General features: G+C 57.5%; 13 protein-coding genes. 9 read left to right on the top strand and 4 right to left on the bottom strand.

Annotated features, from left to right (window positions below):
* Positions 1–135: 135 nt before the first annotated feature.
* The 5 genes from AABO57_08070 to AABO57_08050 all read left to right on the top strand — a co-directional run bounded on the left by AABO57_08070 (position 136) and on the right by AABO57_08050 (position 5,427).
* Positions 136–678 (top strand): hypothetical protein, encoded by a 543-nt coding sequence (locus tag AABO57_08070; GenBank protein ID MEK6285682.1) that lies wholly within the window; start codon positions 136–138, stop codon positions 676–678.
* The gene (locus tag AABO57_08065) at positions 678–1,688 is read left to right on the top strand and encodes a VWA domain-containing protein (protein ID MEK6285681.1); all 1,011 of its coding nucleotides are present in this window, start codon (positions 678–680) and stop codon (positions 1,686–1,688) included. Before AABO57_08070 ends, AABO57_08065 begins: the two co-directional genes overlap by 1 nt.
* A 159-nt stretch (positions 1,689–1,847) precedes the next feature.
* Positions 1,848–3,284: a HEAT repeat domain-containing protein gene (locus AABO57_08060; GenBank protein MEK6285680.1), complete on the top strand. Its 1,437-nt coding sequence runs from the start codon at positions 1,848–1,850 to the stop codon at positions 3,282–3,284.
* 317 nt (positions 3,285–3,601) lie between these two features.
* Positions 3,602–4,837: a M20/M25/M40 family metallo-hydrolase gene (locus tag AABO57_08055; protein ID MEK6285679.1), complete on the top strand. Its 1,236-nt coding sequence runs from the start codon at positions 3,602–3,604 to the stop codon at positions 4,835–4,837.
* Between the two features lie 128 nt (positions 4,838–4,965).
* The gene (locus AABO57_08050; protein MEK6285678.1) at positions 4,966–5,427 is read left to right on the top strand and encodes a hypothetical protein; all 462 of its coding nucleotides are present in this window, start codon (positions 4,966–4,968) and stop codon (positions 5,425–5,427) included.
* 140 nt (positions 5,428–5,567) lie between these two features.
* Here the strand turns inward: AABO57_08050 and AABO57_08045 are convergent, their stop codons facing one another.
* Positions 5,568–9,062, bottom strand: a complete 3,495-nt coding sequence (locus AABO57_08045; protein MEK6285677.1) for an SBBP repeat-containing protein — start codon at positions 9,060–9,062, stop codon at positions 5,568–5,570.
* 446 nt (positions 9,063–9,508) lie between these two features.
* Between AABO57_08045 and AABO57_08040 the strand changes: the two genes are divergently transcribed.
* Both AABO57_08040 and AABO57_08035 read left to right on the top strand, forming a co-directional pair.
* On the top strand, positions 9,509–11,410 hold the full coding sequence (locus tag AABO57_08040) for a M28 family peptidase (GenBank protein MEK6285676.1): 1,902 nt from the start codon (positions 9,509–9,511) through the stop codon (positions 11,408–11,410).
* A 156-nt stretch (positions 11,411–11,566) separates the two neighbouring features.
* A complete protein-coding gene (locus tag AABO57_08035) occupies positions 11,567–12,334 on the top strand; it encodes an enoyl-ACP reductase (protein ID MEK6285675.1) in 768 nt (255 codons plus the stop codon).
* Positions 12,335–12,364: 30 nt separating this feature from the next.
* Here the strand turns inward: AABO57_08035 and AABO57_08030 are convergent, their stop codons facing one another.
* The gene (locus tag AABO57_08030) at positions 12,365–13,123 is read right to left on the bottom strand and encodes a radical SAM protein (GenBank protein MEK6285674.1); all 759 of its coding nucleotides are present in this window, start codon (positions 13,121–13,123) and stop codon (positions 12,365–12,367) included.
* Between the two features lie 269 nt (positions 13,124–13,392).
* Between AABO57_08030 and AABO57_08025 the strand changes: the two genes are divergently transcribed.
* On the top strand, positions 13,393–15,819 hold the full coding sequence (locus AABO57_08025) for an HD domain-containing phosphohydrolase (GenBank protein MEK6285673.1): 2,427 nt from the start codon (positions 13,393–13,395) through the stop codon (positions 15,817–15,819).
* Positions 15,820–15,860: 41 nt separating this feature from the next.
* On the opposite strand, the gene queD is transcribed toward AABO57_08025, so the two are convergent.
* Positions 15,861–16,223, bottom strand: coding sequence for a 6-carboxytetrahydropterin synthase QueD (gene queD, locus AABO57_08020; protein ID MEK6285672.1), 363 nt, complete (start codon positions 16,221–16,223; stop codon positions 15,861–15,863).
* A 143-nt stretch (positions 16,224–16,366) separates the two neighbouring features.
* Between queD and ribD the strand changes: the two genes are divergently transcribed.
* Positions 16,367–17,458, top strand: a complete 1,092-nt coding sequence (gene ribD, locus AABO57_08015) for a bifunctional diaminohydroxyphosphoribosylaminopyrimidine deaminase/5-amino-6-(5-phosphoribosylamino)uracil reductase RibD (GenBank protein MEK6285671.1) — start codon at positions 16,367–16,369, stop codon at positions 17,456–17,458.
* Between the two features lie 88 nt (positions 17,459–17,546).
* On the opposite strand, the gene AABO57_08010 is transcribed toward ribD, so the two are convergent.
* Positions 17,547–17,963 carry a biopolymer transporter ExbD gene (locus AABO57_08010; protein ID MEK6285670.1) on the bottom strand — a complete coding sequence of 139 codons (417 nt, stop codon included), beginning with the start codon at positions 17,961–17,963 and terminating at the stop codon, positions 17,547–17,549.
* Positions 17,964–18,131 lie beyond the last annotated feature (168 nt).

The raw sequence follows: 18,131 nt of genomic DNA, 5'->3' as shown, positions 1-18,131 counted from the left end.
CGTTCGAATTTGGCGAATATTCACGGTATGAAGTTTCAGTACGGAAGTCAACGGCAGACCATATCGCAATTGAGTTGACCTTGCGATTGTGCTAAAACCTAAATACACGAAATATTGCCGCGGGAAGAGCTATTGATGTTCAGAGTATTTTTCTTGTTCGCAATCATCCTTCTCTCGGCGCCTGGCGCTACGGCACAGACCCGCCCTGCAGTGAAGCCACCGGAAGGCAAGATTCTCGACAAATTCCCTACGGACGCCGACCAGGAGGGAGGCCTTCCGTCGGATATGCGTATCAAGATGGCCATTGCCCGCGCCGAGGGCGAGCATAAGAAGGTGCTCGAAGACGTGGAGAAGTTGAGCAATCTGTCTGGCGAAATCGCCAGGGGCTATGGGGAGCGCAAGCAGCTTTCAGCCGATGATCTGAGAAAGCTCGGCACGATCGAAAAGCTCGCCAAGCGCGTGTTGACTAACGCCGGAGGCGAAGAGGTCGACCGGAAGTCCGATACGGACGAACGCATGCCGCTGGCTGACGCCATCGATAAGCTGAGCGCCACGGCTGCCAACATCAGAAAAGAAATGACGGCCGAGACCCGCTTCGTCGTTTCGGCAACCGTCATCGCCAATTCCAACGAAGTGATCAGCCTCGCTCGCTTCATACGACGCCAGAAAGCAGACTGATGCCCGCCACCAGAAGCAACCCGTCAACCAGCGCGTCTTCCGCTAAGCGGAAATTGACGGCCGGTTTCATCGCGGCTGTGTTCGCGCTCCTCCTTTCCAGTCCCGCGCATCCAAGTTCTTACGGCCAGGAAAAGAAGGCGAAGCAGGATGAGGCCCAGCGCCGCGATGATGACACGGTGCGGCTGCATTCGGATCTTGTGGTCGTAAACCTGATTGTTACCGATGCCGCGGGGCAATACGCCCACGGACTAAAGGCGAAAGACTTCACCGTGCTGGAAGACAACGCTCCGCAGTCGATCAATTCTTTTCTTAGCGAAGAAGCTTCGTTCGCCGCGGCGATACTCATCGATATGAGCGGAAGCATGGACTACAAGTTTGGCCTGGCGCGAGGGGCAGCGGCTTCGTTTGTGGATCACATTCGAGACAACGACCAGGTCGCGGTCTACGGCTTCAACAACAACGTCAAACTTTTTCAGGATTTTTCGGATGTACGCGACATCTCGGACTACGTTTGGGACGCCAAAGCCGAAGACAACACTCGGCTGTACGACTGCGCGGCGGAAGCAGTCACCGCATTGGAGAACCGGCCCGAGAAGCGCCGGGCGATTGTGTTGATCTCAGACGGCTGGGACACGACGAGCCGCAAGGCGTCGTTCGATTCGGTGTTAAAAAAGGCGCTCGCCGCCGGGATAATGATCTACACGGTTGACCTGATCGATGATAACTCGCGGATCGGGAACGCAAGTTGGATCCTGGGACTGAGGCGCGGGCAAACCGAGATGAAAGAGTTCGCCTCGCAGACCGGCGGGCGATATGTTTATACGCCGCAGGGCGACAAGCTTGAAGAAGCATTCACAAACATCGTGGATGAGCTAAGAAATCAATACACACTGACCTACTACCCCACTAATCAAAAGCGCGACGGCCGTTGGCGCAAGCTCAGCGTGGGTGTTACGCGTCCCGGGCTGATGACGCGGGCCCGAAAAGGCTACTGGGCGCTGAAGTCATAGCTGGCTCTAGCCCATACCGTTGACGAGAAACCTTGCTTATTTGCAGCTTGACTAAACCGCCTATGCGGACAAGAATGTCAGCGAAAGGACAGGTTCCCCACTTAAGCCCCCAGTTTCGTTTCCCGCAGGACAAGCAGTTTCTTCTCTGAGGAGTTTGCCATGCCTTCAAATAGGAAAATGTTCGTCCAGATAGTGACGCTTCTCGTCGTGTTGCTAACGTTCGTCTTTGCCGTGCGCGGCGAGACTCAATCGCTTGAGACCTTGCTCGCCTATCTGAAGAGTCCCAACGCGAGCACGCGACAGGACGCGGCGCACAAGCTGGGTGAACGCCGGGTCCGCAATCAACTCGCGGTCGAAGCGCTCGCGGTGGCGGCTCGCAAAGATGAAGACTACGACGTGCGCGCCGAAGCGCTTCGGTCGCTGGGAATGATCAAGGACTTCTCGGCGCTGCCCGAGATGCTCGACGCGCTCAAGGACCCGAACTCGAATGTGCGCGGCGTGGCAATAAGATCGTTGGTGGCGCTGTACACCGAGCACGACATAGATTTCATAACCAACCGTCGCTCCGGTTGGAACCTGTTCAATCCGTTTCTCGACACAAACGATCACGAAATAGTCGAGCCTTACGTTGCGGTCGATCCCACAATCGTCACAGCGATCGGAGAATCGGCTCGAGGTGACCGCGAGCGCAATGTTCGAATATCCGCCATTCGCGCGCTCGGCGTTTTGAGAGGTACGGCCGCGATCCCACATCTTGCCGACGCGCTCAGCGCGGATCAGGATCTGCGCATGGAGGTGCTTCGAGCGTTTATCAAGATCGGAGATCAGTCGGCCGGCACTTACCTGATACCCTTCTTTCGCGACTCGGATCAGAAGGTGCGAACGCAGGCGATGGTCGCGGCCGGCATGCTCAAATACAAGCCGGCGGTCGAGCCGCTGCTTTCGGTCTACGGTTTGGGTCCCGAGAAGAAAGGCGCCCTCAAGAAGGTCGGCGACAGGGTGAAAGGAAGCTTGAGCTACCTGCCGGCGCGCGACGAAGCTGCGCTGTGGGCGTTGTCTTTGATAGGCGACGAGAAGGCAGAGCAGACCTTCGTCGAGAACATGACTGACAACGATGCAGACCGCCGCCAATACGCGATCGAGGGGCTGGCGCGAATAGCCGACCCGCGCTATCAGGACCAGATATCCCGGCTGGTGCTAACCGAGAAAAACAACGATGTGAAGCTCGCCGAGTATTGGGCGATGTACAAGATGGGCGGCACCACAAACATCCAGTACATCGTGCGCAAGCTCGAGACCGATCAGGAAGATCAGGCTCGCGCTTACTTGATGGACGCCACGAGTCCGGCGGATCTCTTTCCTTACATTCGCTCGAGCAGCAAGGAAGTCCGGCAAAAAGTAATCGAGATACTCGGACGCATTGGCGACCAGGAAACAATAAAGGAGCTGGAGCCGGTGGTGCGCACGTCGAGCGCTTCGACGGCGGATACGGCCACAGTTGCAATCAAGCGAATCGAGTGGCGCATCTCGGGCCGGCCTCGCGCGAGCGACAGCGTCTTGCAACGCGAGCGTCCGCGGCGCGCCTCGAACCCGTAATGTTTGGACTGCGCCGCCTCTTGCGCGACCAAGCTCTTGGTTAGAGGCGGCGGCGCTTTGCTTCAGCTCCCACTAGCAACGTCTTCGGCATCGTGAGTTTCACCCACTCAGCCAAAGCGCCGCCAAAACATAACCTGGGAGATCGCCGACCGGGGCGGCGCAATCCACAGAAGCCAAAGCGCCGCCAACTGTGTCGCTATGCGGGTTGCTGACCGGGCGGCGCTCTCCACACGCCTTTGCTTCACTTTTGCTTTATCGATCACCTGCGACTTAGAATAGGCCTTCGTCGTTAGACAGCCATCCAACGGAGAACGTTCATGAGGGGAAGAATGGCGGCGCTTGCATGCGCGGCGCTACTGCTGGGTGCCAGTGTAACCGCGCAGGATCTGACCGGCGAGGCCCGACAAATCATGGAACGCGCAGACGTGAGACGCGCGTTCGATTATGTCGATGCGCATAAAGATCAGATACTAGCTGAGTGGATAGCGCTCACGGAGATCAACGCGCCGTCCGGGAAAGAACGCGAGCGAGCCGAAGCAGTGCGAAGAGCGTTGCAGTCTCTCAACCTGGACAAAGTCTACTACGACTCCAAGGGTAACCTCATCGCCGTTCGCAAAGGCACCGGCGGCTCGAAGCCCGTCGTGTTTGACGCGCATCTCGACACGGTGTTTCAAGAAGGCTTGAAGATCAAAGCCGAGATTCGCGATGGAAAGATCTTCGCCCCGGGTGTTGGGGACGATACGCGAAATGTCGAAGCGATCCTGGCCTCGATTCGCGCGCTTGATAATGCTGGGATCAAAACCAGAGCCGATCTGATCTTCGTGTTCACGGTTGAAGAAGAAACGTCGTTCGGGGGAGTAAAGCATTTCATCTCCGAGAACAGGGAGCGAATCGGGCAGTACGTCGCGCTCGACGGCGGATACGAGGGCTTGAACTACGGCGGCATAGGGATCAATTGGTACAAGCACCACTTCATCGGCACGGGCGGCCATACGACTTCAAAAGCGCCGCCATATTCGGCGACGCTTGCGGCCGCGCGGGCGATCACGCGTATCTATTCGCTCGAGCTGCCAAAGGATCCGGTGGTGCACTTGAACATCGGGATGCTCGGCGGAGCTGACGTCGTGAACGCCAAAGCGGCGGATGCGTGGTTCACGGTCGATCTGCGATCCACCAATCAGAAACTGATCGATGACTTCGAGCAGAAGATCGCGCAGATACTCCTCGAAGAAGCCGGTCGAGTTGGCATGCAGGTGAAGACCGAGCTGCCCGAGGAAAAAGTTCCGGCCGCCCAGATCCCGGGGAGCCGCGAGTCGTTTACCGTGAGAATGGCGGAGGCGGTGCATCGAGCAATTGGATTTGAGAATGTGACTGTGGGCAACAGTGCCTCGAACAACTCGAACGTCGCGTTACTGGCTGGCTTGCCTGCGATCTCTACCGGCTGTGCTCCGTGCGGCGGCGATCACTCGCTGGGCGAGTGGTGCCAAATCGAGCCGATCTATCGCGGGATAAAGAAGCTGATCTTGCTCGAGATCGCGCTGACCGAAAAATAAGGATGTAGCGTAGACTGTCCAGTCTGCGATGGCGCTGTCCGGTCTGCGCATGGCGTCGGATGAAGATAGGCTGATGTGGAAACACCCGCAGACTGGACAGTCTACGGTACATCTACGTAGGAGGCAAAATGAGAGGTTCACACCTGTTGTTCATGACAAGCTGGGTAATTCTGCTGGTAGTCTCGGTAGCCATCGTTCTTATCTCTGCCCAATCGCTGTGGGTCGCCTACACCGGGAAGCCGGACTCCCTCACCCCGGAGTACACGCTTACCCAGATTGGAGAACAGGGTGGCGACCAGGCGGTCAAGGCATTCAGAGGGCGGCGCGCTACAGCGGCGACCTTTGCGCTCGCGTATGCGCTGCTGGCAATCGCCGTAACGTGGGTGCCGTATCGACGCGGCGAGCGATGGGCGTGGTGGGCGCTGCTGGCTTCACTCGGAGTGTCGCAGTTTTTGTCGCTCCTTCGCGCAGTCATGTTAGCGACCACTGCCGGGGTCAGCACCCCGGCAGTTCTTCTCGCGTTCGTGTTGCTGGCTTTGCTGGCGGGCGCGCCGCGAATGTTTCAACGCGGCTCGATCCAGAAGCTTTGAAGGCGCCTCCGTCCCGCAGTCTCAAGGAGTAGCCGAACTGGAAGAGTACGATTCACTCTTCACCGGCGACTCGCCATGGCGTAAGACAATTTCGACGCCGGCAGACGAACCGTCGAGCGCTCTCCTCGCGAGCGCGCAACCTATCTCGAACAAGCACAAGCACTGTTGGCTGTATTCCTGTCCAGGATAGTAAATGTTCTGCCTTGAGAGAAAACCTGCATTGAAGCAGTTCCGGTCCCCCGGCAAGTATCAATCCTCGCGAGCAATCTGCGATCAGGCCCGCTCACTTGAAGAGTGACGAGGCAGCCCTTCTTACTTATTGCAGCTTTTCCACTCAAGGTAAGGACACCGCAATTGATGAACTGATAATCTCCAGTGTTTGTGTTGACGAGCAGCAAGTTGCCGTTGCTGTCGTCTTGCAGGCACGCATCGAAAGGGGGAGGGTCGGAAATCTTGGCGACGAAAGCTGTGATGCTATTGCCTCGTTTGGCTAGTTGGAAAGCGCCCGGCGTAGTTGGAAAGTTGTCGGACGTGGTGGACCCGGTTATGTAAGCGCTTCCTGCATTGTCAATCGCGATCGCGTTCGCGAAATCAAAACCACTAGAGTGAAGGGCTCCTTCACCTCCACCCAAATAAGTTGAGAAGACGAGTGCCGATCCTGTCGCGTTAAGCTTTGCCACGAAGGGGTCGCTTTCAGCGTCGGCTAGCGAGCCTTGCAAGGGGACCACCGTTGGAAAGTCTGTTGAAGAAGTCTGACCCGTGACATAGGCGTTGCCAGCCGTGTTCACGGCTATTCCTCGACAACTGTCGAAGCTGCCGCCGCCGAGGTGTGTGGAGTAAACAAGTTCAGCGTGTACGGTGTCGAGTTTTGCAACAAAGCCGTCTAGAAGCCCGCCGCCGAATGATTGCATCGGGTTCCTCGTCGGAAAACCGGCCGATGTTGTAGCGCCCGCCACGTAAGCATTTCCAAACGCATCTACAGCAATGCCCGAAGCGACGTCGGCTGTATCACCGCCTAGATAGGTGGAGTAAAGGAGTGCAGTGCCTTGTGAGTTTAGCTTCGCAACAAAACAGTCGAAAGTGGCGGAAGCCCCAGCGTAGAGCGTCGATGTAACTCTCGGGTCAATGGCTATTGCGTTAGCGGGAGCGTTGGTCACCCTGCTTACGGTGGTCATCCAACTGACTCCTCCATCGGTGCTCTTCTGTATGCCGTGATCCGTGCCGGCATAAAGGGTATTCGTCGCAATCGGATCAATAGCAACAACCCGAACAGCCTTGCTGGGAAGACCTGAGTTGATCAGACTCCAGGTTTGTGCGCCATCCGTGCTTTTCGAAATCCCGCCGCCGATAGACCACACATAGAGCGAGGCCGTATTGACCGGGTCAATAGCGATGCTTCGGGCGCCTGAAGGGGTGCCAAGCCTTCCCCTCCAGACGGTCCCGCCGTTAATACTCTTAAACACTCCGCCGGAATCCGCGGCATAGATTGTGGTGGGCGTCCTCGGGTCCACCACAAGACCATGCAAGGTGCTGGCGATGTTCCCAAGCGGGTCTCTTACTGTAACTCCGCTCCAGGTTGCCCCGCTATCGATGCTCTTGAAGACCAACTGCCCCCTCGCCGCATAAAGCGTTTGTGGCGCGCTCGGATCTAACGCAACTACTTCTGCTCCGCCAAGAAGAGGGATCGTGTTCCAGCTCATTCCCGCATCTGTGCTCCTGGTAAGACTCCTCCCGCTGATGCCATACAGCGTCGAGGTTGTCTTCGGGTCTATCAATAGCTGGTCCATGGCAAGAGTAAACAACCCGTTGTTCGAAGCAATCCAACTGCTCCCGGCATCGGTGCTCTTGAAGACTCCACCGCCGGTCGTGCCGATATAAAGAGTGTTCGGAGCACCCGGATCAATCGCTATTGTGTTAACCGAGAATCGAGCGGGCAGACCATTGTTGATTGCAGCCCAAGTGGCGGCTCCATCGATGCTCTTAAAGGCTGTTTTGTCGGTGATCTCCGACTGCACCGGATTCACTAATGGAAAATCAGGCGAGCTTGTTGTGCCCGCAACGTAGGCATTGCCGGTGGCATCCACCGCGATGCCGTTGCCAGAATCTGCGCCAACACCTCCCAAATACGTGGAATAGACGAGCGATGTGCCTGTGGCGTTGAACTTCGTTATGAAGCCGTCGGACCCGGCGCTAATATTCCCCTGCAACGGATTTGATGTGGGGAAGTCGGTCGAGCCGGTTGAACCAGTCACGTAAGCGTTTCCGCTCGCATCTACGGCTATGCTTGTGGCAGTCTCGCCGAGGCTGCCTCCTAGATACGTGGAATACACGAATGCGCTTCCCGCCGAGTTCAGTTTAGCAACAAACGCGTCGTTGGCTACCCCGGCGAGATTAGGACTGAACGCGTTCGCTGTCGGGAAATCGGTAGAACTGGTTGTGCCGGTGACGTATGCATTGCCAAATGGGTCAACAGCAATCGCGCTGGCCTGATCCGTCTCGCCGCCGCCGATATATGTCGAGTAGACGAGGGCGGATCCGGCGGCATTCAACTTAGTCACGAACACGTCGCCCGCACAACAGAAGGAGGCGTTGTTCGGCTGCAAAGGGTTTGCGGTCGGAAAATCATTTGAATTGGTGAAACCGGTTATGTAGGCAAAGCCCGCCGGGTCTACAGCAATGCTGTTGCCGGACTCGCCAAAACTACCTCCCAGATAAGTGGAGTACACCAGTACCGGATCGATCACCAGCGGCCGGCTCGCATCGTATCGTCCTAGCTCAAAAGCTACTTCATTCTCGCCTTGCTTCGCGTATCCAGCACGTACGCGTTCTCTCTTTTTATTCAGTTCTTGATAAACAATTGGACTCCTCTGACGCGTCTCGCCCGCGGTTGTGCTCAGCACCAGATCGCCTGCCTCATCTATTCGCATTTTCTGAGCGCCTTCAAATGTGAGCCTGATACGGTTGGGATCGGCTCCGGGCGCTACTATCAAGTCGTACTCAAGCTGGCGCTGGTTGCCGTAGTACACAAGATCGACGCCAGGGTAGACCTGCTCATACTTCACCTTCGCGTAGTTCGGGACATTCGTTCGCCACTTCTTCGGATCGTTCCCGATGAAGTAGTTGCTCTTGCCCGGCAGCTTATCGAGGCCTGTTACTTTTGCCGAAGTGTTCCCGCCCACCAGCTTCATTCGCAACACCGAGTTCGTCGATTCAACCGGCGAACGGCGCGCGCTGCTAGCATCCACTGAGAGGGTTGGTCTTCCTTCAGGTGCTGGTGTTTGGTTCGGGCCTTCCAGTCTAAACACCGCTTCGGTCGAAGTCAGGAACAGCGTCTGGCCGCCCCAACGAGAAATGAACTTCACGCGCGAATCCGTCTGTCCATCGTTCGCTTCGAAACTCATCGGAAGCTTGCCGTAGACCTGATTCACCCGCGCGTTGGTTTCCTTGTCTACGGTTGCAAGCGACCGAGAGCTTTCAGCGTCCAGCAGTTTCGCCGGACGTTTGTAGAGGCTACGTGCTCCCGTGGGCAACGTCGCGCGGCCAGACTCAAGAAAGGGACTTCCCGTGGGGAAAACTGGCGCCATGCTCGCGAGGCCAATGAACAAAGCCACAGATCTCTTGGTAACGTTCTTCATCTTTGATGTCCTCTTTGTTCGATCTCGGTCCAGATGTGCGACACGTTCACGCCGAACGAGAGCGCTTTCACACCTACCTCGCTTGGTACTCGAGAAACTTTGGCCGCTGAACCACCTTGGGCCACCCAGGATGGCCTAACCATAACCCTAACCGGATGTGGCTAGCAACAGGTTTCGTCTGACGATTGAGTCCCACGCTAGCTCTCGGAGCGCGCTCGATCGACTCGCGAAAGTTTTTAACGCGCGGCTACAGCGGTTTGAAGTGTTGGGGCGCTTCCCAGGCCCCCTTCACACCGAAGGGCATGATGACACCCATTGACACTGATTCACAGCGCTCGATATGATTCAGCGTCGGCCCATGCGGATCACAAAGCTTTGACGCGTGAGCGGCGCATGATTCTTCCTCAAACGGAGCCTTGATTCTTCATCGCAGAGGGGAGTTCCAAATGTTAATCCGAAAAGCAAGCCTGTTCATCCTCACAACCGCACTCTTACTCTTTAGCTCGGCGCTCACGTTCACCTCCGGAGGCGCAGCGGTTGCTCCCGCGCTGAGCAGCGCGCGCGCCGAAAGCAAAGCGCAACTGTCCGCCGAGCGAATCAGCAAACACGTCGGGTTTCTCGCCTCTGACAAATTGCAAGGCCGGCGCGCCGGAACCTCGTTCGCAGACGAAGCGGCCGCTTACATCGAAAAAGAATTTCGCAGCTATGGACTCAAGCCTTCATCGGCGGCCGGCTTTCTTCAACCGTTTACATTCGTCGCGGCGGTCAAGCTCGGCGATAGCAACAGCTTTCAATTGAAGACCGCAAGCGGCGCTCGATCGCTCAAGGTAAAAGAGGAATTCATGCCTCTCGCGTTCTCGCCCTCGGCGCCGGTTGCGGGCGAAGTCGTGTTCGTGGGTTACGGCATCAGCGCGCCGGAACTGCAATTCGACAGCTACGCGGGCGTCGATCCAAAGGGAAAGATCGTGATGATGCTGCGAGGCAGTTCCGATGGTGACAACCCACACGGGCGCTTCGCCGCCTTCACTCAGCCGGGACTCGAGATTCAGAACAAAACGCTGAAGGCGAGGGAGAAAGGCGCTCGCGGTGTGATCTTCGTAAGCGCGGAAAAGGACTTTCGCGAAGACCGCTTGTCGCGCCTGCGGCACGATCTGAACTTTCTGGACTCGGGAATTCCGACAGTGGTCGTCAGTCGCGATTCGGCAACAGCAATTCTGGCTTCGAGCAATGTGTCGCTGGCCGACGCTGAGGCGAAAGCAAAGGATGCCGGCTCTTCTCGACTAATAGCCGGGGTAACCGCCGACTTTAAGACGGACGTCGTCAAGGTCAATGGTAAGAGCGCGAACGTCGTCGGCGTGCTTGGGGGCAGTGACCCGCAGCTCGCGTCCGAATACGTCGTCATCGGCGCTCATTACGATCATCTGGGACTCGGCGGGCCCGAGTCGCTCGCGGCAAATCCAGAAGGGCAGGTCCATCACGGCGCCGACGACAACGCCTCGGGCACTACGGGGTTGCTCGAGCTTGCGCGAGTGCTCGCAGCCGAACGCGGCAAGATCAAACGCAGCATAATGTTCATCGCCTTCAGCGGTGAAGAGCTCGGATTGCTTGGCTCAGGCGCATACACGAAGACCCCGGTCGTTCCACTGGCTTCGACTGTCGCGATGCTGAACATGGACATGATCGGCAGGCTTCGCAACGGTTCGTTGTTTGTTGGCGGAGTCGGCACGTCGCCCGCGTGGAAGCCACTGCTCGAGAAGCTGAACGGCACAACCCAGGTAACAACCCAGGCAACAGCGAGCGCGGCTGCAAATCCACCTCGCTTTCAACTAGGCTTCGGCGAGGACGGCTTCGGACCGAGCGATCACCAGTCCTTCTACGTGCGCGATGTACCCGTATTGTTCTTCTTCACCGGCACGCACGACGATTATCACAAACCCTCGGATACTGCGGACAAGATCAACGCCGAAGGGTTAAAGCAGGTCGCCGAGTTTGTTCGCGAGATTGCCATCTCTGTTGCCAATGAACCGCAACGCATCGCGTTTACCAAGGTGAAAGTGGAACAGAGGCCAACCGGGCGAGGGTTTCGCGTTTATCTGGGAACCGTGCCCAACTACTCCGATCAAAGCGACGGTCTGAAACTGGACGGAGTGCGGGCCGGCTCGCCTGCTGAAAAAGCGGGCCTGCGTGCGGGCGATATCGTAGTGAAGCTGGGAAAGATGCCGATCAAGAACGTGTACGACTACACCTACGCGCTTGGCGAGATGCGAGGGGGCGAAGAAGTCGAAGCCGTGATACGCCGCGATGGTAAAGAGATGACGATGAAGATCACTCCCGAAAAGCGGCAGTGAAAAGTCTTAGTTGAAACTGAATGAAACTGCATTGAAAATTGAGAATTGAAAATTGCAAAATGAAAATTGAACGACATCGCGCGGCGCTCGATCTCAATTTGCAATTTCTAATTTTCAATTTTCAATTTTCAATTGCGGCTTGAGAAGAGGAACCAGATGCTCCTGGAGGGAAAGACCGGCATCGTGTTCGGCGTGGCCAACAAGCGAAGCCTGGCCTGGGCGATCGCACGCCGCGCGGCGGAAGAGGGCGCGCGCATCGCTCTGACCTATCAAGGTGAGAGGCTCGAAGAGAACGCGCGAGAGCTTGCCGGGTCGTTGAAAGATCCGCTCGTGCTTCCGTGCGATGTGACTCGTGACGAAGACATCACTGCCGTGTTTCAGGCGGTCAAGAAAGAATTTGGCACGCTCGATTTCGTGGTGCATGGAATAGGTTACGCGCTTCGCGAAGAACTGGAAGGCGAATATCTCAACACCTCGCGTGAGGGGTACCGGGTCGCGCAAGACGTCAGCGTCTACTCGTTGGCCGCGATCGCGAGAGAAGCCGCGCCGCTAATGGAAGAACATGGAGGCAGCATCGTGACGCTCACCTATTTTGGCGGCGAGCGAGTGATTCCAGGCTACAACGTTATGGGTGTGGCGAAGGCCGCGCTCGATATGAGCATGAAGTATCTCGCTGCGAATCTCGGCCCGCAGAACATTAGAGTGAACGCCATCTCCGCGGGTCCTGTGAAGACTCTGGCCTCGGCGGGCATCGGCGGTTTCTCAAAGATCCTCGAGCACATGCGCAACCGCGCTCCGCTCCGCCGCAACATCGATCAATCCGAAGTCGCCGACGCCGCGCTATTCTTGCTTTCCAACTTGTCGCGCGGGGTCACCGGCGAAGTCCTTCACGTAGATTGCGGCTATAACATAATGGGTATGTAGAATCGGAAGGCGGAAGGCAGTGCCTTTTGCCTACCGCGCCCTCGCTTCCGGCGGCCAGATGTATTTGTGAAGCTGTAGCTGAAACCGCCCGCGCAATTTATCCTCGAGCATCCACGCGACGACCTCCTCCGGCTCGATCATTCCAAACGCTGTCGAAATCAAGAGCTTCACGCGATCTTCTAATCGGTGCTCACGAATTGTCTCGAGCGACCAGTCGTAGTCGGCTCGATCTGCAATGACAAACTTAACCTCATCAAAGGGGCGCAGATGTTCGAGATTAGACCAGAGGTTCTTTTCACACTCGCCCGAAGCCGGACACTTCAAATCCATAATGCGAACGACTCGAGGGTCGAGCCTTGATATATCGCGATGTCCACCGGTTTCGATAAGCACCGTATGTCCCGCATCCGCGAGCCTCGCCGCAAGCGCGTAGATCTCCGATTGCAGCAACGGCTCGCCGCCGGTAAGCTCCACCAGCTCGCAGTCATACTTCTCGACCTCGCTCAGGATCTGATCGAGCGTCATCGTCGTGCCGCCGGTGAAGGTGAACTCCGAATCGCACCAGCTACACCTCAGATCGCAGCCAGTGGTGCGAACGAACACGCACGGCAACCCCGCGTAGCTCGATTCGCCCTGAATGCTCTGATAGATTTCGGTGATTCGCATCTTCTCGGTTTTCACAGAACATTCTAGCCCGCTTCCATAACCCGCGCGAGGCTGTGACAGACGAGCGTCGGCGCGGGCTGCCGAAACTCGTTGAGTGAGATTGACCGTGACTGCTTCCTTCATTCTGACCGATTCTGCCCCAATAAACCTGCGCACCGGGACTCACCCAAAGAGTTCGCTGTTGCCTCGTTATCCAATGGGCCCGCGGAGTGCGAAGTCAACCCCTTCTTCTCCAAGGCATTTGCGAGCCCGACGACCCGCCTGCCCGCCGAGCGGGTAGCGTTTCTCCGATCAACGCCGGCATTCGAATTCCATCGCTATCGCGGCACGAGCATTGAATTGAAGAAGACTCGGTTTGAAGTTGGACTATGCGCCGGGAGTGTCAAAAGGCCTTGGCTGAAGCGATTGAACATCGGGTCAGGAGATCGGAGAACGACGCGGCGAGCGCCTTCATGAGCGCGGTCTCGGCGGCGGGGTTGAGCGTCTTTGTTTACGCCGCCTATGTCGTCGCGACTGGCGAGCTGAGCGTCGATTGGATTCTGCTCGGCCTTGCCACCACGCTGGTAGTCGGACGCACGAGCATTCGAATTCCCAGGACTGATAGCACCGTCTCGCTGGATAACACCTTCATCTACCTTTCAGTCTTGCTCTACGGCGTTTGGCCCTCGGTGGTGCTTGCTGGAGTCAACGCCATATTGTGTTCGCTTCGCGATCCTAATCGCAGGAGGGTTGCTCCGTTCCGCGCGGGCGCGATGAGCCTGTCCGTCTTCGCGTCAAGCTCGATGGTTGCGCTTGTATTCGGCAATCCCAATGAAGTCGCTTCCGACGTGAGCCGCCTGATCCTGGCCGCAGAATCGCTGGCGTTGGTTCACTATGTGTTGAGCTCCACACTGGACAGCATTGTAGCCTCGCTCCGAAACGGCAGAGGCATTCTGAGGACGTGGCGGGAATCGTTTTTGTGGACCTGGATGTCGTACTTCGCTGGAGCCGCCGCCGCCGCGCTGATCTTCAAGCTGATAACAGTAATCTCGTTCTACGGTTTCATTGTCGCGGTCCCGATCCTGGCGATCACGTTCCTGACGTACAAGAACTATCTCGAAAAGGTGCAGTCGTCGATTCGCCACGTGGAAGAGATGACCGACCTGCATCTGCGAACGATCGAGGCGCTGGCGATCGCGATCGACGCAAAAGACGAAGTCACTCACGACCATGTCCATCGCGTTCAGATCTACGCGGCCGGACTCGCCCGTCTTTTCGGACTGAGTGAACCGGAGACCGAAGCGTTGAAGGCCGGCGCGCTGCTTCACGACATCGGCAAGCTTGCCGTGCCCGACTATATCCTCAACAAGCCAGACAAGCTCACGCCCGCCGAGTTCGATACGATGAAGCTTCACACAATAGTCGGGGCGGAGATCCTAAGCCGAGTCGCGTTTCCGTATCCGGTCGTGCCGGTGGTGAGGCACCACCATGAGAGATGGGACGGCCGCGGTTACCCCGACGGGCTGCGTGGCGAGCAGATACCCGTCACTGCGCGCATCCTGTCCGTCGTCGATTGCTTCGACGCGGTGCGCGAGGATCGGCAGTATCGCAAGGCGATGACTCGCGAGCAAGCAATCGCTCTGATCAAGAGCAGCAGCGGATCGATGTACGATCCTGAAGTGGTCCGGCTGTTTCTCGAACACCTTCCGAAGTTTGAAGCCGAAATAAAGCAGCAAAAGAGAGAGGTCAAGGCGCCGGGGCCGAAGCTCGCAATCAGACCGGATGCCGGCGCGCAAAAGATAGACAGCCACCAGATAGCGTTCGAGCCCATTCGCAACGCGCATCGCGAGGTTACGGCACTCTACGAAATAGCCCAGACAATTGGAACGAGCCTGGACCTGCGCGATATGTTCGCGGTCTTCTCTTCAAGGCTGCAGGATATCGTCAGCCACACAACCTGCGTTCTTTACCTTGGGAAGTCGAACTCGATTGACGTCGAAGCGGTGCATGTCAGCGGCCGCAACGCCGAGCGCTTCAAGGGCGCGAGCATCATACTCGGATCCGGCATAACAGGCTGGGTCGTCTCCAACCGCCAGCCGATGTACAACTGTGATCCGCAGCTTGATTTCGACGCCGCGCAGGTCAAGCTCGATACGCCTTACCGCACGGTGATCGCAGTGCCTTTGCTGAAAGGCGACGACGTGCTAGGCGCACTCACGCTCTATTCTGCCGACCTCGACGCCTACTCACCCGACCATCTGCGGCTGGTCGAAGCGGTGGGCAAGCTCGCTGCCGACGCCATAGCAAACGCCGTGCATCACGAAGAAACAGAAACCCAACTATCAGATCCGCTCACCGGCCTGCCGAATGCGCGGGCGCTAAGGCTTCGTTTCGAGCAAGAGGCAGATCGAGCGCGCCGCTATGGTGCTAGCTTCGCGCTGTTGATTATGGATATCGACGGCTTCGAGAGCGTGAATGACTCGCCTGCAGGCGGGGCGGGTGACGACGCGGTGCGTGAAATAGCCGGTTTGCTCACGCGCCAATTCCGATCCGAAGACTTTCTCAGCCGGTACGCTGGCGATGAGCTCATTGCACTTGCGCAGATCGAGGCGATCGAGGTGCGCGCGTTGGTTCATCGGATTCAGCAAGCCGTAGACGACCGCACGTTTGGAACCAACGGTTCGAGCGTATTCGCCGGCATAAGCGTTGGGTGGGCCTGCTTCGGCGCGGACGGCGAATCTATCGACGAGTTATTGTTATCAGCCGACCGCGCAATGTCCGCGGATAAGCTTCGCAGGAAAGCAGTAGTTTCGATATCCGCATCGATCAGTGCCGCGTGATGTCCCGTCAGCGCCTTCCCGCCCGTTACCCGGTAGCTCTCTCATTCCCCGAAGTAATCGCATCGCGATGAGCAGGTTTCCCGAATCGTCACTCGATGAAGCCCGGACAGACGGCCTTCTAAACGCTCCCATATCCAGCGCGCGAGGTTCTCGCTGGTGGCGTTGTCGAGCCCATCTATCTCGTTCAAGTAATAGTGGTCCAGCCGCTGGCGCAGCGGCTCGAATGCGTCGGAGATCTCGGCGTAGTCGATGAACCATCCGGTCGTTGGATCAACATCTCCGCGCACGGCGACCTCGCATCTGAAGGAATGTCCGTGCAGCCGCGCGCATTTGTGATCATGCGGAACGCGGGGTAAGCGGTGAGCCGCTTCAAACGTGAACTCTTTCACAAGCTCGACAACCATTGCGAATCAATCTTAGCTTCCACCGGAAATAATCCGCAAACGGTATCTAGGACACTAGCAAATATCAACACAAGATTAGGACACTGCCCAACTCAGCGGTCAGTAGTCAGTGGTTGGTCTGCTGCGATAGACTGAAACAATTCATGCGAACGACCGATGACAAGTTCATGCGAATGGCGATCAGGCTTGCCGAGCGCGGCGTTGATCGGCCTTCGCGCGAACCACTGGCTGGGGCTCTCGTGGTGGCCGATGGCCGCGTGGTGGGTCGGGGCTACTGCCGCGAAGGAGGGCCCCCCGCCGTCGTCGCCGCTGTTGACGAGGCCGGAGGGCTGGCCCGCGGCGCAACCGTGTACACCAACATCGAGCCGCGCCGCGATACCCCAAACGAATCCTGTGTGAGGCGATTGATCGATAGTCGCGTCGCTCGCATTGTCGTCGGCGCAAGAGACTACAATGATCAATCTCAGCCCGCGGGCGGTGGGATTCTCAATCAGCTTGAAAGCATCGAAGTAGAGACCGGCATCTTAGAGCAAGCTTGCCGCGCGCTGAATGAAAAGTACTTTAAGTATTCTGCGACCGGTGTTCCGTTCGTCACGGTAAAGTTCGCTCAGTCGCTCGACGGCCGCATCGCCACCTCGACTGGCGATTCGCGATGGATAAGCGCACCGCCTTCCCTGCAACTGGCTCACAAGCTGCGCCGCGAGCACGACGCGATCCTGGTGGGCATAGGGACGGTGCTGGCCGACGACCCGCAATTGACAGTCAGGCTGATAAAAGGCCGCGATCCGCTACGAGTTATCATCGACAGCAAACTTCGCATACCGCTCGCTTCGCGCGTGCTCGCCGGCGGCGCGGCGCCGCGGACGCTCGTGGCGGCGGACGTCACCGCCGATCCCAATCGCGCGAGCAAGATTCAGGAACTTGGCGCCGAGATACTCCGCCTACCGGCCGCCCGGAACCGCTCAGGAATCGATATCTCGCGCTTGCTTGAAGAGCTTGGGCGTCGCGGCGTCGCATCGGTGCTTGTTGAAGGGGGAAAGGGCGTCATCACATCGCTGCTTGCGGCCCGAGCAGTCGATCGCCTGGTTGTTGTCATAGCTCCGAAGATAATCGGCCAGGGGACTGAAGCGATCGGCGATCTGGAAATAACCCGGCTCAGCGACGCGATAACTTTTTCCTCGGTCAAGATACGCAGGCTCGGCCCGGACGTCATTTTCGACGGCCGACTGAAGTAACACCTGGGAGCGCAGGCATCCCTGCCTGCCTCTTCTAGCGCAACGCAAAGCAGGCAGGGATGCCTGCGCTCCCAGGTGTTACTTCAGGTCAGCCCTCGTCCTTCACCAAACCGACGGTAACTACGCCTGCGCCCTTCGCGAGGTCTATCAACAGCACGACGGGTCCGTAAGCGAGCATCGGCGGAGCCTTGATGAAAAGCGTTCTTGTATCGAGAGGGCGCTGTTCCATCAAATCTGCCAACAATGGGAGAAGCTCGCCTACTTCAATAGGCTTTGAGTTAAGCTCAAGCCGCATATCGTGTGCTACGGTCAGCATCAGCGTTTCGGGCGACGGTTCTTCAATGCCCGACGCGCGCTCCGGAGCCTTAACCGGCAGCTTCGCTTCTTTGTGCGGCTGGATCACCATGAAGATGATTAGCAACACGAGCAGCACATCGATTAACGGGGTCACGTTGATGACGGGTGGCGGGGACACAGGGCGTACGCGGGCCTTTGGAAATGACAAAGCATTTCACCTCGATTCTAGCGTTAGGCGCTCTGGCGTTGTGTTGCTTCTTGATTTGACACCGCGCGTGTCGAACGGGTTCCAAGTAGCATAGACTTTATTTGGACTGCGGCGCGGGGGGGGGGGGTGGGGCGGGTGGTGGGTTTTTGTAGTGATAATAAGAAAAAA

Source organism: Acidobacteriota bacterium, from assembly GCA_038040445.1.
GTDB lineage: Bacteria > Acidobacteriota > Blastocatellia > UBA7656 > UBA7656 > Onstottus_A > Onstottus_A frigus.
This window is presented reverse-complemented; position numbering and strand designations above follow the sequence as displayed.